This window comes from Flavobacterium sp. Root186 (assembly GCF_001428525.1).
GTDB lineage: Bacteria > Bacteroidota > Bacteroidia > Flavobacteriales > Flavobacteriaceae > Flavobacterium.
In genome coordinates, this window is record NZ_LMHW01000011.1 from 137,351 (window position 1) to 155,253 (window position 17,903).

Annotated in this window: 6 protein-coding genes; all 6 read right to left on the reverse strand. The window is 33.6% G+C overall.

Annotation, left to right across the window (positions count from 1 at the left end):
- Window position 1 precedes the first annotated feature (1 nt).
- The 6 genes from ASD98_RS09705 to ASD98_RS09730 all read right to left on the reverse strand — a co-directional run bounded on the left by ASD98_RS09705 (window position 2) and on the right by ASD98_RS09730 (window position 17,653).
- Complete coding sequence (locus ASD98_RS09705) at window positions 2-868, reverse strand: DUF5977 domain-containing protein (RefSeq protein ID WP_056203570.1); 867 nt, start codon at window positions 866-868, stop codon at window positions 2-4.
- 78 nt (window positions 869-946) lie between these two features.
- Window positions 947-1,315 (reverse strand): tail fiber assembly protein, encoded by a 369-nt coding sequence (locus tag ASD98_RS09710; RefSeq protein ID WP_056203573.1) that lies wholly within the window; start codon window positions 1,313-1,315, stop codon window positions 947-949.
- Window positions 1,316-1,338: 23 nt separating this feature from the next.
- Window positions 1,339-2,484: a hypothetical protein gene (locus tag ASD98_RS09715; RefSeq protein ID WP_056203577.1), complete on the reverse strand. Its 1,146-nt coding sequence runs from the start codon at window positions 2,482-2,484 to the stop codon at window positions 1,339-1,341.
- Between the two features lie 88 nt (window positions 2,485-2,572).
- Window positions 2,573-8,350 (reverse strand): VWA domain-containing protein, encoded by a 5,778-nt coding sequence (locus ASD98_RS09720; RefSeq protein WP_056203585.1) that lies wholly within the window; start codon window positions 8,348-8,350, stop codon window positions 2,573-2,575.
- A 14-nt stretch (window positions 8,351-8,364) separates the two neighbouring features.
- Window positions 8,365-15,744 carry a hypothetical protein gene (locus tag ASD98_RS09725; RefSeq protein WP_056203594.1) on the reverse strand — a complete coding sequence of 2,460 codons (7,380 nt, stop codon included), beginning with the start codon at window positions 15,742-15,744 and terminating at the stop codon, window positions 8,365-8,367.
- Between the two features lie 448 nt (window positions 15,745-16,192).
- On the reverse strand, window positions 16,193-17,653 hold the full coding sequence (locus ASD98_RS09730; RefSeq protein WP_056203602.1) for a hypothetical protein: 1,461 nt from the start codon (window positions 17,651-17,653) through the stop codon (window positions 16,193-16,195).
- Window positions 17,654-17,903 lie beyond the last annotated feature (250 nt).

Sequence of the window (17,903 nt, forward strand, 5' to 3'; positions counted from 1 at the left end):
TTTAATAAGTTATTACGACTTTTGCTGTCGAAGAGTCTACATTATATGTTATATATCCGATGTTAGTAACCTGATTTACATTATTTACCCAAGTTGGTGGATAAGGGATATTTTTAGAAAAATTGAGTTGTTGTATTTGAGAACCGTCTACGTTTATAAAATCATATCCTGATTTTTCCATGGTTCCTCCTGAAAAAGTTGTGATCTCAATATCGATGTTTCCTGTCCCAATTTGACTAAACCAGGCACCAGCCATTCTAACAGGAATTGACTTTAATGAGTTATTATCAAAAGCCAGTTTGTCAAAATTAATCAAGCAGGCCTCGACACCATTATTTTCTCGATTATCTCCTGCGTACATAATATAAGATTCAGTAACTGTATTGTTGTTTGGTAACTCAGTTCCATGGCCGTGACCAAATCCCATATATTTGTTATCCCACTGTGTTCCTGTGCTGACAAACCCCGTAAAGGTGTCAAAATCTATACCCGCACCTAATGCCCACTTGTATCTTATTACCATGTAATCGAAAGGCTGTAATGTTATTGGCGGTTCAATTACACATGAAGGATTTGCGCCTCGCCAAGCCGTTTCTCTAATGCTGCAAATACCAGTGTTATTAGCATATGCCTGAACATTTGCATTAAGCCATGATTCAGCTTGTTCATTTGCATCAGCTACACTTTCAGTTGATACAAATTTATTAGCACTTGCAGTTAAAGTGACCAGATTTCCAGTTGTTGCTTTAGAACAATCATTCTTTTTAACCGCTAATGTTTTTTCTGTATTATAAAAAACCACCTCACCTTCGATTGGAGAGTAATTATCTAAATAATTAAAAGGTTTATATGTTGTATTTTCTTCCATACATTATGTTTTAGTAAATAATAATGTTGTCTTTTTGTTTTCTAAATACCATTAGAAAGTCATTGAACAATTGTTGTATTATGATGGCTGTGTTGGCCAAACAATAGATGTTAAGTCATCGAGACTAGTCAAATCCCTTAGGGCCTGTCTGTAATTTTTCCATTCTGTTTTTTTCTCTTCTGAAAGAGGCGAATCATCTAATTGAGTCCAGTCACTATCAGTTAACAATGTGTTTCGGGTTGTTCTTAAGTTTTCCAGAATATTTTCCTGACTTTGAATGAAAGGAGAGTAAGCATGTTTACCATTAATTACCTTGTAATTTTTTGATAAGGCTTCCTGCCACTCTTTTTCTGTTAAGTCAATATTTGGCTCCGAGATATTTTCATGAATTCCCTCCACATAAAAACCCGTGTATTCTCCATCTATGTTGTATGTTCCTTTATACATTTTTTTATTTTTAAATTTTATTATTAATAACCAATTGCAAACATATATCCAGTGCTTCCATCAATAATTGCATCATATGATGTATTAGTGACATTATAAACATGATTAAAACCTTTATTTCCTGATGAATTTCTGTAGGTAGATAAGACTACACTACTTGCTCTGTTAGGCCAGGTAATAGGAAAACTGTAGTTTGTAGAGCCATTAATTAAATACGCCCATTGTAATATTAGACCGTTGCTAAATTTTTGATATCCATTGATTAAAGGTATACCATAAGGAGAATGTCCAGCATCATAATCAGAAGCGGTTGAGGTAGAAACCGAGCCATCTGCCATAAGATATTGGTTTGAAGCCCCGCCTGTTTTAATGAAACTTTTACTTTGGGTATCTCCGATAAAAGTTTTATTTCCGCCAATGGTTTGATTTGTAGTTAAATCGACATATTTTGAACTTAATTGCTGATCAGATATTGAGATTGAACTTGCAAACCAATAATCGACTTCAATATTTCGATTGCTTATTGTTTCAGAAAACGTAATAACATTGGTGCCGTCAACTATTGAATAATCTTTATCTTCTCTAAGTAACTGCCCGTTTTTGTAAATTTTTATACTGTACTTTAGCGGCTTGTTTTGTAACGTAATCGTATCATTACTAAAGGTATCGGCACTAAAATTTTCTTTAAACGGAATGGAAGATTTTCCATACATGGAGTCAGAATCTTCTAATATTGGATTCATGTTCTGATACCAATAATTTATTTCGATATTTCTGCCGGTAATTCCCTCAGGGAAACTAATTTTTGCATGATCATAGTCTAATTCATAATCTTCATCTTCTGCTAACAACTGTCCGTTTTTGAATACTTTAACACTGTTTTCAATAGGCGGATGTTCTAATTCTACTAATGAGCCGGTGAAATCATCTCGATATTCTTTTAAAGGGAAGTAACAGTTACCGGAAATAATTCCTGAATTTTGGAAAACAGATCTTAAAAGTGCGGGGGTAATATAATGCTCGTTAGATGTGCCAGTTTCGACCATTTGAAAATCGGCTTTGTCATCTTGTTTGTGAACGAAATTGTCAAAAATTTCGACAAAGTCAGCATGTGACGGAATGTCTCCATTTAGGAATTTGCTGTGAAAATCATTTCTGCTTGTTGCCATGTTATTTAATTTTATTTCTTGCTTTAAATGTTTGTTTGATAAGGTCTGATTTAAATACCAATGAGGTTAATCATTGGTATTTATTGGTTTAAAGAGTTAGGATTTTTTCTTCGCTGCTAAACATACCTGAAGAGTTTTCAGAAATTACTTTGAAGTGATGGTAGATTCTTTCGCCATCTTCATTTTTAATAACTAATTCATCTGTTGATAGTTTAGTCTCCTGCAAAGGCAGATTCACATTAATTTCATTAGATGCTTTCTCGTGAATTTTTTCCCAGTTACCTTGATTATTCATTTTATAAAAATGATATTTACCATTGTGAACAGTTTTTTCCCAGCTAAAAATTACTGGTTTAAAGATTTCTCCGTTTGTTCCGGTTTCAATTCCTGAAGCTTCTAATACGGGAGATTCTGGCGAAACATTATCTGCAATTATGGTTGCGGTAATTTTAGATGGCTGCGAAGGTGCGTAGTCAATATTAACGATTGTGTTTGTTTCAGTCGAACTCGGATCTGCATATTCGATTTCTTTTGAAACCGTAACGCGGTAAAAAAGACCATCTCCAAAAGGAACAGATTCCAGATCTTCAAATTCATTATAAACCGTCCATACATTATCAAATTCATTCGATAGTGTATTTTCATCAATTAAAACTTCTTTAACCGGAGCCATAGTTCTTATCGACTGTGCATCCTGCATTGAAGCTGCACGATAAATATTAATTTTTTTAATGTTGAATTCCGGCTGATAAGCATTTAATTCGAATTGAATAGCAGGCTTAATTCCTAAAACCTGATTTTCAAGAATTGGCATAATTCTCTTGATTTCCGGCATTTTAGGCGGAGTTGAAGAAACTAATTTCACAGGCCCTAAAAGATCACTAAATTCACTAAAGTTCATTTTAATGTCCATTTCGCGAACAGCGTAGAAATAAATACTCTGCGAATTTCCGTCAAGATTGAAATCTGTAAATTGCGTTATGTTTAGGTTCTCATTTACGATTTTCATCATTGGTGCAATATCAAAATCGGTATCAGTCGGTTTTAAGGCATGGCCATTTTTATCTTTAATAGTTTGTTTTTTATTGGTTGGAGTATATTCCGGGCCTTTAATGTGTTCATAAATAACCGGCACTTCCGTTAAAGGAACAAAGGCAGACTGAATAGCTTGTTCGATAAAATGGACTGCTAAAACAGGATTTTCGACTCCTTTAGAGATTATAACTCGATTTAATGCTGATATCGATGTGATTTCTTCTTCATCGTCTATTGTTTCAGGCAGTGAATCATTATGCCATCTAATAAAGTCATTGATTAGTTTTATTAATTCTTCATTATCTGGTAATGGGAAACCAAAGCCTTCAGAATCATTTTCCGGAAAAATTTTATAATGACCGTCTGTTTCAAGTTCATTAAAATTTAAAAAGTTTTTCCATCTTTCTTTAAAATTAATTTCATCGTTTCCGCCAAGTTTTTGTAGTTCTTCACGAATCGTATTTATAGTTTCTCTTTCATACAAAACATTTAAGAAACTTTCTTCATTGGCTCTGTAATGTAATGCTCCATAAGGTTTATGATCTGGACTGTATCTTGTTTTAAAAGTAAAAGTTGAACGATTGTAAAAATCTGGTCTTGTAGCATAATAACTATCACATTTTATCTCTTCAGGTTTTACCGGTTTTTCAATTTTAACAGCATACATCGGACTAGGAATACTAATCTTTGATTTGTATTTGAAAGTTGGCCGAACTGCACATGTACTGATTCCGAAAATAGAGTAGTGTGTACTTTCATTTGCTCTTGGCTGAATATTTTGTTCATTAATTCCAGATGCAGAATCTGCGTACAGGTAAACTTTATAACTAGGGTAGTAGTTTACCTCTTGCTGTCCGATAATGATTTCATTATAATTATCATCCATTATCTGATTCACATAATCTCCTAATTTGAAATCGGTATCATTAATATATAAAACTAAGTCTCCTGTTTCACCAATATTTTCTGTTCGAAAAACTTTAAATTCTTTTCGTGATTCTACAGGAACTGTACTTCCAGATTTTACAGCACTTTTTCTAAACAAACGAACAATACCATTAGACCATTCTACAGAATTTTCGTTTCCGGTTTTGAATTGAGGATGTTGAGGTAAATTAAAACCTGGGAAAGTTATTTTGTATAATCCTAAGTGTTTTTCTACTAGCTGTTCCTCTACAGCTAATGGAATAGGATCTTCGTTTTCATCTAATTTATATGTTCCATCTGCATTCATTTCATAAGTTTTTTCCAAAACTCTTTCAATTACAGCAGGTTTAAAGATTCCTCTTGTTTTTTCTAGTTGTAAATCGTTTGTGTTTTCGCTTTTTGGCTGAATAACTTCACGATGAATCTCATTAAGATAAGCTGGGTATTCAACTTTAAAATCAATTCCCGGTTTATGCCAGTTACAAGATGACTGCATATTTTGTACCAGAGTACACAATCTGTTTTCAGGAATCTGAATTGATTTAATTTGATCAGAATCTATTGTGGCATCTCCATCTGCATGAACACTGTCACTAACTTCTTTTTTCAATACTTCAATTAGTGCGTAATCAAATACTACATCAAGACCTGTTGTTTTGGTGAAAACTTCAATATTTTTAACAACATAATTTTGATCTCCAATAGTCAGGATTCCCCCATCATACCTTTCTTTGTTGTCTTTTGTTAATGAGATTTTAATTTGTTCACCACTGCTTAAGATTTTATATTCTTCAATTCTGACAATTGAAGTCAAATTATCTGTACCATTATCAATAACGCTTTTGATAGCAGCATATTCAACTTCTGGAAGTCCGTCTTTGTAATACAGTTTAAAATGATCTGCAAATATTTCTTCACTATCAGGATAAATGCTGTTTATGTCATCTTTTGTTTCTTCAACTGACATTCCTGTTGGAACGGTATAATTTACCAATTCCTGAGCCGAGTAATAATCGAACAAGATTCTGACTAATGTTTTATCATCTCCTGTAATCTTGTCAAGAAGTTCTTGTTCAGAAGCTGAAGTAAACATTAGCGGACTTTCTTCTGTAATTAAAAGTGAGTTGATATTACTTGGCGGCATTAAATTGTTTGCCGGTTTGATATCTGATTTAATACTTATTTGTCTTCCTGTTGTTGCTCTGGAGAAAATATTAACACCATATCCTTGATAGATATAGTTTTTTTTACCTACTTCTTTCTGACGTATATTTATAATTGATTTTCCAGATTCAGGAATAATAATTGGAACTGACTCATAATTCAATTCCTCAAGATTTTTATTGACATTCTTGTATTCTAAATCATGCGACAATTCAGGTTTTACCCAATTGTCATGCAGCTCTTCAACTTTATAATCAACTCCTACGTAAACAGGAAATGTAAAAGTGCTTCCGTCATATTCCACCGGAGATTTAAAGAAATCTTTATAGTCTTTACTAACGTCATAATCCATGACATCATCCATAAATAAACTTACATATCTTTTCTTTCCATCAAAACTGTATCCTTCCGGATCTGTAATGTTTGCAGTCTGACTTTCATCAGAATCCATATTTAATCCTGGAACAATTTTATTTAATTGTACAGGAAGAGACTGACGTTCTGTATTTAAAGATGTTGGAATACTCATAGAAAGATGTTGTCTTTCAGTTGCTCCCGTGCCATCCAAATCACCCAAAGTCGTATATTCTGTTAGATAAATAAATTCTCCAGAAAGAACTTCATTATCCATATCAATGCATCCCAGGCCTAACATACGCGCAATATGGTAATCATTTGCAGCAATGTTTAAAAGATCCAGATAAGATATTTGTGTGAATCTTTCATCTTCTAATTGTTCTTCTGTTGGAGTTTTTCCAGCATCAAGATCTCCAAAATTGATTATTTCTGAAGCAGTTGGATTATTTGGTTTAGTGCTTAATGCGAGATATTGATTGACAATTTGTTTAATATTTTTGTCTCCTTTATCATTTTCATCTGTTGTTCTATTCCATTTATTTTTATAGTTAGCAATATTTACATAATCGTCATCATTATATTTTAACCATTTTCCGTGAACGGCATTTAGTTTTGGTTCTAATTGTTCAAAGACCTTAGTATCGTCATCGCTTAGTGCATACTTTCCTTTTAAAGTCCAGTCCCCATTTGTATTAGCCTGAGTAATAAAATCGGAGTAAAACTCAAAACTTATTGAATGTAAGAGACATTTATCAGCTTTCAATCGAATGCTTCTTCCGTTTTCAGAAACTAAACGAATATTGTCTATTTGAGATGAAGAATACGTTTTACGATTTGAAACTCTTTTTTCTGCAATAAAATTATTTTCTGCAACAGATAAAGTTTCTAATCTTACTTTGCTCGAAGTGTTTACAGATGAAAAGTTCAATTCAGCGGCAAAAAACAATTCAGATTTATTTTCAATTTCGATCAAATTATTTCCATAAGCCTGAATAAAATCAGCAGGATTAACCAGTGGATCTATAGTCAGTTTAACTAATTTATATTTTGTTGTATTATGAAAAGTAACATAAATTGATCTCGTTGAATTAGCAGGTTTATAAATCCATAAAGCTTTATGATTATCGACAACATTTGGTTTTTGGCTTAAATCTAAAACATGAGTTTTCCTGATGTAAGGAGCTCTGTAGACTTTAACGAAGTCATCAGGTTTATTAAAATTAGATACCGTACCCGTATATAAATCTCCTTTGGGAAGATGTTTGTCGCCTAATTTGCCAGCAAGCATCCATCGAAGGTGAATTCCTTTTGTACTGTCAACTCCTCGTGAGCCGGCAGCTGCAATTTGCAAATAAGTAGACTGCAGATTTGTTTTTGACGAATCAATATCAATTACAGCAGATTCTTTACCAACATTAAAGTTAATGCTGAAGCCCAAAGGATTTTTAACATTATTCAAAGAAATAAGAGCAGGGAAATTTCCAAGAGCTAATGGTTTTCCTTCAATTTGAATAGCAGTTTCAATCTGAGCCGATCCGGGAATTGTAACAGCATTTTGAAGTTTAAAAATTAAACCATTTAAACTGCTTTTCTCATGAATTCTTGTTCCTGCACTTAATGTAAGCGCAACGCGGCTTTTGTTTCGAAGAATTAAACTTCCGGCTCCTTCCTTTACTTTTTTACCTTTCTTTAAAACAGGATAAGTAATTTTATTTTCGATAATACTTACATTCGAAATACAGCCCGTTTGAGCAGTAGATAAATCAGTAATAAGCTGATTTAATTCTGTGCCTAAAGTGCTGAAATCAGGAACTCTGATATAATCAGATTCTAATGCTGAAGTTCTGTTGTCTTTTAATTTTGGTACTCTGCCTAAAAAAGTATTTAATGGTGTAATTAACTCGTTAACATTATCTGTTGTACTCGTAACACCATAAACGAAAACCTGCGATTTTAGATTTAACTCAGTAAATAGATTTTTTAAGAATTGAGAATTATTTACCTGAAGACCATCTGTTACAACAAAAACAATATCGGGAGTAACAGCCAGATTCTTAGCAGCATTTAAACCAGATGCCCAATAATCAGATTGAATGTAGGCTCGACCATTTCCAAACAAATTAATCCAGTTTAAGAAATCTTGTTGGTTATCGGCAATTCTTTTCTGGATAACATTATCGGATCTAACAGCAGTATCGCTGTTAGACATTCCGATTAATGAAAGTGAGATGTTGCTTTGAGCCTGAGAATTGATAAATGAAGTCAGCCCGCCTCTAATCTGCTGTGCTTCATTGGAGCTAATCGAACCCGATTCGTCAACAACGATTGCTATATATTTTTCGCAGCCGGAGAGTTGGCTTGCCTGAAGATTTATAGAACTCATTTTTTTCTTGTTTTTTAAAGATTTGTATTTTCTAATTCTGATAGTTGAACCTCTATGTTTTGCTTGTCAATAGATTCTGTTAATGCTGTTCCTCCATTTTTCCACATTCTGTAATCAAATTGGATATTTAAATTATCCTTTGGAATTATTTTGTCACTATGCATAATTAAAGCCTGTGAATAATCTTTTGAATGCAATACCGTGTAATCAGCTTTAAGATTTCCTAGTTCATCAACTACTATAATTGAATCTTTGATCTCTTCTAAAGGCATTTTCGGAATATTAAATGGCTCCGGATTACGAACTAAAAGAGCGATGATATTACCAGTATTTGTGTCGATAATTTTATTAACCTCCGAATTTTGTGCCGGATCAAGAGGAGACATTTTTAAGATTCCTTCAATTGCACGGTCAAATGAATGCTGATATTTTGTTACCAATGCATCACTTAAATTGTTTTGTTGATTAGCGATTACATCATGTAAAGCATTAATTTGATCCTGAACTAAATTAAGTTTGACATCATACAATGCTCTATGCGACTGATCTTCATTTAAATAATAACTTTCGATTTGTTCTTTGAAATCTTTGTAACGGGAAGTCTGGAAGCCGAATTGATGTATCAATACGTTTTTACTTTCGCTGGTAGTTCCATGCTGTGCGTCATCAAAAAAGTTGTTTACTAAAACCGTATAAAGTTTAGAAGGTTTTAAATCAATTAATTCTACTTCGTATCTATATGATTTTGGTTTTAAAGGCTGTCCCCAATGTAAACTGCATCTCATTGCTGATTTATCAGTAAGAATGTTGTTTATTAATTGAATGCCTAATGGGATTCTAGGATCGTTATCGTCTTTCCATTCGTCAATTTCTTCATTCGGTTTTGGATATGCTATTTCTTCATTTTTAAACGGATATTCGATAAGCAAATCAGTCAGCGGATCTTTAATAAAAAGATTTAATTTTCCTTTTATTTCAGGTATTTCTTCATTATTATAAGGTCCCCAATCCTTAAACATGTGATAGGCATAAGGATTTGTAAAAAACAAAGAAACTTTACATTGTTGATTTCCATAAAAAGCAGGTTTCGACTGCAATAAACTTCCATCAGCATTTGGGTAAGAACGGTTATAATCTAAGTATTGTCTTAATGAAGTCAGTGGAGATTTCGATAACTCAGTCAATTCGTTTTTAACTGGCGGCAGTTCAGTAGGATTTACTGGTTTATCGGGAACCGGATAATGACCTACAGGGCCTAAAGTTTTAAATCCATAGAAATAATTAAAATCTTTTGTGTCTTTGTCATCTACTGTGTCAGTTAAAGTGAAGTCTAAACAATACGTTGTATTTGGTCTCCAGATTGGCTGAACAGTATTTTCTACTGCCGTTTTCATTGCTTCTCGATCGTCTTCTACAGCTTCTATTTGAGGAATGGTTGTATTATGGAAATAACTTTCTTTACTCAGCCATTCAATACTTTGAACCGAAGTTGTATAATCTAACTCAGGATCTTCTTCAGAATTTCCGTTAGAGCAAATCATCTCATTAACCGAAATTAATTTTGAGTTTTTAGGAGCTTTTGTATAATTTACTTTTTCAACTAATGTAACTGTTGTTAAACTTGTCATTTCTGTTGTTAGAGCTGATGCAGAAGTTGTTATGGTAACAGTTTGCTCAGGATATAAAGAACAATTATCAAACTGATCTGTAAACAAGGAGAAATAAACTCCTTTTTCTTTTGGTTTAGATGAAAGCATAAGAATTTCATTTTCAGAAGGTTCATTTTGAAGATGAATGATCGATGCGTTTTCTAGGTTATTTCCTCTTTTAATTAATCTTGTAAGTGCTAATGCTGAACTGAATACGAATAAATGCTGTTCGTTATAAGCAACAATCGAATTATCTGCCAGAGTACTGTTTGATAAATAAATTGGAGAATTAAAAACAGCATCCTGTTTTACAATATCTAATGAACTTGCTGTGATTTGAGCTAAACCAAATTTTTCATTTGAGAACTTAACCGTTATTAAAACCTTTCCGTTTGCAATGACAGCATCAATAATTTCAGATACAGAAGCATCAGAAATAACTTTTGTCTCCATTACAGAAATTGCATTTGTACTGGTATTAAGTTGGATACGAATAATTTTTCTATCTTTCGTAACCAAACTAAATTCAGTAGCATTATGCTGCAGAACATTAATTGCAGTTCCATTGATTGTCGCACGCTTAATAAGAGCACGATTGGTTCCGTTAACCCAATTAATCTGTGTTTCAGTTTCTAATGCATTAATCCAAAGCAATTCGTTATTTGCAAGAGACAAGATTTTATTAAATCCTAAAGAATAACTGTTTAAATATTGCACTCCGGAACTTAAATTCAATTCATCATCAAGCTCCGTAACAGCCATCGCAGCGATAGGAGATTCGCAGCCAATAATAAGATCAAAATCAATAATAGCTTCTCCAATTCCTTTACATTGTTTCGCATTCAGTGCCTGAGTGATTAGTAAATTACCATTTACAACCTGCATTGAAGTAACAACTCCATTCAATAAACGCTCTCTTAAAATAGCTCCTTTTGAATCAATTTGTAAAAGAACCGTTGTATCTACTTTTGGATGGAAAGAGATGATGTACGTGTCGTTGAATTTAATTACTTTATCAAATGTATACAGCGTCTTTCCTTTATATCCGTAATAATTTGTAAAAGTCAATTTACTTGGTGTACCAGCCGATGGATTATCATTTCCGGCATCAGCTTTTAATCTTGCTAATTCGGCCAATAATGCATTGTAATCAGACATAGAGCTTGGTAAAGAGATAGAAACTTCACCGGTTTCGCTGGTATATGTTTCATTAAATAAAGCGGCTATTTCATTTCTAATTTCATAAATGCGTTTTGCATTAGGAGATAAAGGAATGATAGCAATTTTATCAATTTTAGTTTTTGAAATTGGTTCCGTTTCTTCACTAAATAATTTTATGCTGCTTAACAATTCAGCTTTAGTATAAGTTAAATCATATTCGGCTGTACCACTTTTTGTTTTTCTAAGTTTAATTGGTTCGTATGAAACAAATTTTGAGTTATCTTCAGTAATAGCAGTAAAAGCTTTTATGACAACTTCTTTAGCCTGAGTTGTTATTTGGAAAGCTGGTTCAATTGCAGATTCCGGGAAAATAACTTCTAACTGATTCTCGTTTTTGAAAGACAAAGACTTATTGTAGCCATGCGGGTTTGTTTGTCCCGAAATACTCATAAAATCTAAACCTTCAATTGTATTATCTTCAGTGATTTCTGAAAGTTCCCCAATCAATTTAAAAAACAAGCCATTAATTTTATCTGCTTCATGTTGAGATGGAACATAATAGCGCAAACCAATTTGTTTATTAAGAAAATCAGTGTGTTCTTCTTTAATTCCATCAGAAACACAGAATAATTTAGATGAAGTGATTCCGAATTGCTCCGGAACGTGCCATCCTGGTTCTCCAGCACTTAAAAATGAAAATGGATTGGTTCCTAATACACGAATACTATCATATTGATCAATTGCTTTCTGCCATTGTGCCCAAGGCAGTTTGCTTAAATCTTCGGTTGTATCAATGTTTTTTACAGCTTCAAATGGGTGATAATCTTCCCATGCTGAACCATTCCATGATTTTATTCCAATAGATTTAATAGCATACTGATGCTTAACCTGACGCAGTTTTCTTCCTGCCTGAGTGCTTACTGGCGGCATCATGTCAGTATAGTTTTTAGCGTCTCCGGTATAACCTCCAATTTTTTGAGACAATTCAGGATTTGGCAATAATCCTTTGGCCATTTTAATATCGATGTACGTATCTAAAGGAATTATTTGTCTAATAAGTTCTGCCTTAGGCAATCCATCTTCACCAAATTGATTTCCATTATAACCTGTTTCACCTTCTGATTTGAAATAATCAAGAGCAAAAGCTTGATTCGTAAGCATGTGGACACCTTTTACATTTTCTAATGTTCTGTTGTCTTCTCCATCTCCAACTGTTCCTTTAGGAAGCGGACTGTAAGGTGTACGATCAACAACTCTGTTAATATCCCATTGAATTTCGACTACAAAGTTTTTACGGACTCTTATAAAACCAATTTTTACGCGAACACTTAACTCCAGTTTAGCATAAATTAAGAATGGTTTAAATGATTCTACAGAGAAAATAGTATCTAAAACAATCTCGACATTAATGATCCAAAGTTTAATTTGAATACCACCGCCGGCTGTAATATATCCACCCATTTGCGGACGTTTGAACGAAATTTTTCCGCCAAGTTCCAAATAAGCCCATAATTTTACTTTAGCAGGCCCAAAGCTTTGTTGTAAATTAAAATCTAACCTGGCGCCGGCTTCAATTCCCTGAGCCGAAAGCATGATAAAAGCTTTAGCAGTAAACAAGGTCAAAATTTCAGCAGTGATTGGGTCTTTTTTAGATCCAATATTTACATACCACGGTTTCTGATTTTTAAAGAAGAATCCGGCTTCTAATAACGCATGAAGTTTAAAGATCTGTCCGCTGTCTTTCGGAATACTAAAATCTGCTCCCGCTGCCAGTTCTAATGAATCGTCGCCAAAAGCAACCATTGCAAAGAATGGAGGATTACTAGGATCATCTTCAATAAGTCCTAATCGTCCGGCAACAACATTTAATCCTGCTTCAATATAAAATAACGTAGGCAGAGATAATAAAAGCATTGCTCTTAAAGACAATACATGTCCGCCGTCTGCAACGGTTCCAAAAGTAGCTCCGGCTCCAATAGAGAACGGAGAATTATACTGCATTGAATCTGGCGGTCCGCTGAATTTTCTAATATTAATACCTGGTTTTGGACTTTTGTAAAACTCATACCAAGAATTGTCTTTTTTCAATCCTGCAGCTTCTTTTGTCGCCACATATCTAAAACCTAGCAAACCTCTAAAAGCAGAAATAGCGAGGAATCCAAGTGGAATAGGAGTAGGCAGTTCGATATGAGCATCAATTAAGAATGCCGGATATTTTGGCATAAAACGCATTCCAACACCACCGGAGATTTTTGCTTTTGGCAGTTTTAAACCAACTTCACCTATAAATTCCTGTGATTTTCCAGGTTCTGGAAGCGAAATCATACCATTAATGATTGCCATTGCAGAAGCTTCCGTAGCTGTTCCCGGAATAATTAAGTCAACTTCAATAGTTTGAATTCTTAGGAAAGATTTTGCTTTACGATCGTCTTCATCATTGCCATCCGTAGGATAGTAAAATTTCACACCTTCTCCACGAGCGTCAACTCCAAGCGGGTTGATGCTGATTGCACCATCAAAGCCCCAGAAATTATATTTGCGGCCGTTAATTTGGGTAGAACCAAAGTTAATATTGGTAACAGCCATTTGAACCGGTCCAAGATTTACAGAAAGACTGATAGGAATAGGAATTGATCCTCCTTCAACTTCAATATTTCCATCGCTGTAAATACGAAGTTTTTCAATGTCAAATCCCTGACCTTTCATAAGGTTTCCAATTAAAGAATTTTCAGGGAAAGAAACATGACATGAAGTTCCTATATAAAAGTCATCGTCTTGTTTTCCTAGTTCGAAACTGTTGAAATCAAATTTTACGAGATCAAATAAATTTGCTGTCGGTTTATTTTCTTTAGGGAATGAAGCGGTAAGATTGAAGTCGCCATCATCTTGTAAGTGACCTTCAAGATCTATTTTAAAAGCATCGTTGCCCTTTTTGAATTTTTTAATTTCTAAAGCACCCTTGATATTAGAACCAATTACTTTGTTTTGTTTAAATGAAATATCAAACTTATTGAAACCAATTTTGAAGCCTTTTTCTGCAGACCCAATTGTTTTCCAAAGCGTATTGTCATATAACTCCAATAAAAAGTTTTGATAATCTTTAGCAGTTGTAAAAATATACGTTGTAGAAGCTTCAATAGGCGAAACTACTGAAGAAAGTGTTGTTAAAGATAAAGGGTAGTCAAAAGCATAAGGGATTCCTTTACTATTTAATTGTTGTAAAAAAACAAGTAAAGAGGCATAATCCGCGATTTCTTTTTTATTTGCCACTCCACTTTGATCTTTTTCGAACATCGTGATTGGGTAATTAAAATTGAATTTGTCGTTGAAATAATTAAAAGGACCATGTACACTTGGAACAGTTTCCAGATAAATATTTCCCGAAAGACCGCCGGAACCTACTAATAAATCGGAAGCGCCAATTTTTAATGTTGGAGTTGTATTTAGTGGATCCTGTTCAATATTATTAAACCATTTTGAAGGCAGAGTAACCGAAACAGCACGTGCATAAACTCCAACAAAATCATTTGGACGCCCGTCAGCATCAGCTTCGGGAATGTTGGTTTTCTTGCTTAAATCAACTTTTAAAGTATCTAATTGGAGAATTAAACCCGTATTACCAATCATGGCATATTCAGGTTTTAATGATCCGCCTAGTTCTAATTGATAACCAATTCCCTCTTCGGTATCAGCATACAATTGTGCCTGAGCAAATGTAAACATTGATTTTGTTGTTGGATCTGGAAAAGCCTCACCTTTATCTGTAACAGGTTTTAAAATGTTTTGAGGAAACTCGATACCGGCACTTAAAGCTAAAGTTGCTTTGGCTTTTGGTGTAATAATTCTTTTAATATGAGCTTCGATACCATCAGGAACAATAATGTTATAAAATTCCTGTAGTTTTTGTTTCGTTTCGCTTAAATCTGATTTTAAGATATAAGTAGCAAATAATAGTAGCGAAACAGATTCTGTAATTGCCGGATTGTTTTTAATAAGCGTAATTACAGCATGAATAGATTCTTCAATTCCTTCCGGAAGTTCTAATTTTTCTTGTTCAGTTAGCCCTTTAAGAGTATTGATATCTTCTAAAAGCTGTTCGTATTTTGTTTTTCCTTCTTCAGCTTCAACAAAAATGTTCAGCATGTGAGCAACAACCTGTTCTTCGCTGATGCGGAAAACTTGCAATCCTACCGAATAAAAATCTTTTATTGAAAAAGAAAAATTACTTGAACTGAAGGTTTTAAGAAAAGCTAAAATTTCCCACTGATATTCTAATGTAATAGGGAATGAGGAAATAGATGAATCGCCGTCAAGGTCTGGATTCAGTACAAGACCCAAGCCAAAAGGTAACGGAATTGCGAGTTTTTCGCTTGTTACGATATCAAGGCTGTAAAAAGCCGAGTCGCCGCGATATCCTTTTGAATATTGTAAGTTTTTGTAATGAATTTTATCGAAGATAGCATTCAGGCCATTTTCAACAAACGATAAAAACTCCGGTAAGTCATCTACGCTAATTACCTCAGATAGTCGAGGGTAATACCTTGCCGTAGGAATTGGAGTCGCTGGAATTGGATTAGTTGGCATATTCTAATTTGTTTTTGACTTTAATTTTCGTTCGTGGTTTTGCATGATTAAATTCTTGGTTTTATAAACCAAACGGGGCATTCAAATAATTAATCCACTATTTGATGTACCAGGTTTACTGTATTTTTTGATTTAGATAATGCCTTGAAAAAGCAGCGTTTTTTGCAGTGTTTTTCTTTTGATAGTGTAAAGATCTATCTAAAAAAGAGGTTTAACAAACAGCTGCTTAGTGGTTTAACATGGATGTTCTGGAGCTTTACAAGGTTGTAAAGGAAAAGAACGAATATGTGTTCGATTATTAAAAAAAATGATTTAAAAGTAGGATGAACTTATGGTTTTAAGTTTTTATTATTTTCTGTATGATAGAATGAAAGTTTTAAGAAAGCTCAAAGACTTTTTTAGCCTTTGAGCTTTCTTTAGTTCAATTGTCAGTAAGAGACTTTTATGTTTATAATTTTAAGAAAAGAGAAGAGAAATTATCAAAAATTGAACGACAGTTTGCATTGTTAAGTTTAATGTTGGTAGGATCAGCAAACTCACAAGAAACTCTGTATTCTAATGATATTGAGGCATTGCTAAATTTTATGTAATTGCCATTTAGTGCTTGTAAATAATATTGGCTGTAGTTTTCTTCCGAAACATTTCCATAATTATCGTAGGCCAGCGACGAAAAACTCAAAGAAGAAGATACAGGATTGTCGTTAATTGTTGCTAGATTAGTGTGTAAAGCTATTTCGCAATTTCGAATAGATTGATTTGTTTGTATGTCTGTTCTTTTGGAAGAATACAATTTAACGTATTGATTCCCCCCGAATGTACAATCGTTTCCTTTTAAGAATACTTCAAAAGTTACTGAAGTAGGAGGTGTGAGAGTTCCGTATGAGCTATTTCTTATGTGATATTTGTCAAATGTTTTGAAAAGAAGATTTGCATAATCCGAACTTCCTAAAGCATTTGCAGGCAGTAAAACTGTTTTAGTATCAGTACTATTTATTGTTGAATTTAAGAAAGCTGTTTGGGTAATTAATGATTTCCATGTCACAGCAAGAAATTTATCAACATCATTTGAACCTGCTAACTTAGATCTTTCGCCGTTATGTGTTTCCCATAAAATACCATTTTGATCTCGTTCAATAGCACCCTCTTGTGGTGTAGTTGTTAATGTACCATTTGGTATGATTAACGGGGGGCTAGCAGTTGTACCAGCGGCAGTTTGTACAAAATCATTTTTTAATGCTACGATGCCACTTTTATTTGGTAGTTCAATTTTATTTATTTCTGTAGCTTTTTCTTCGGATAAAAATGTACAGCCAATAAAGCTGCCATGTGTGTTAAATTGTATTCCATGAGTAGAAGTAATACCAGCCATTGCTAATCCATGTCCAGCAGAAAAACCTCTTGAACTAAAATAAGATCTATATTCATTATCTGATTCATCTAAATAAATTCCTTTATTATAAGCAACACATCCTGCTGTTAAGACTTCATCAAATGTAGGTGTAGATTCGTTTAGCTGTCCAAGAGTTACTAACTCATCCGGTTTAGTTGCAGGACTTGCGGATATAGTATTTTTCCATTTTAGTGGAGAATTTTTAATCCACTGCCACCAATTAAAAAGTTTTAATCGGCTTACTACTTTCTTGTCTTCCTGAACTGTATCATTTATTTGGGTTTCTGGATCACTAGCGAGATTAACAGTATTACTATCAATCATATCTTTTAATACTTTTCCCTGTCTGGCATCTAATGCTTTTCCTTCCGTTATGCAATCAAGTGCGTTGTATTTTTCGGTTTGAAGATTATTTGCATCATGAAACTCCAGTTCTCCTTTTTCGTTAGTTACTAAAATTTTGTTAGGTTGATTTTTTTCTAAATCTGCCACTCTGATTCTGTTGTAATTTGTACTCATTTTTTAATTAATTATTACGGGTTTATAAAATTTATAGGCGTTTATTAAGGCTTATGGGGGTTACCGTAATTTATTTTGACTGATCAATGTTTTAAAAAGCATGTTTTCAGTCAAAATGTATTGTTTAAAAATTGTGTTAGTGGCGTCACAATAGATTTTTCATTTTGCAGTATTGTAAAATGAAAGGGTAGTAGGTAAGTATGACTTTAGAAAAGCCAATAATTAGGTTGGAATGCTGATGATTTTGTAC

What these genes read in the sequence shown, in the direction of transcription:
- ASD98_RS09705 (WP_056203570.1), bottom strand. Translation starts at nt 868, where the DNA reads ATGGAAGAAAATACAACATATAAACCTTTTAATTATTTAGATAATTAC.
- ASD98_RS09710 (WP_056203573.1), bottom strand. Translation starts at nt 1,315, where the DNA reads ATGTATAAAGGAACATACAACATAGATGGAGAATACACGGGTTTTTAT.
- ASD98_RS09715 (WP_056203577.1), bottom strand. Translation starts at nt 2,484, where the DNA reads ATGGCAACAAGCAGAAATGATTTTCACAGCAAATTCCTAAATGGAGAC.
- ASD98_RS09720 (WP_056203585.1), bottom strand. Translation starts at nt 8,350, where the DNA reads ATGAGTTCTATAAATCTTCAGGCAAGCCAACTCTCCGGCTGCGAAAAA.
- ASD98_RS09725 (WP_056203594.1), bottom strand. Translation starts at nt 15,744, where the DNA reads ATGCCAACTAATCCAATTCCAGCGACTCCAATTCCTACGGCAAGGTAT.
- ASD98_RS09730 (WP_056203602.1), bottom strand. Translation starts at nt 17,653, where the DNA reads ATGAGTACAAATTACAACAGAATCAGAGTGGCAGATTTAGAAAAAAAT.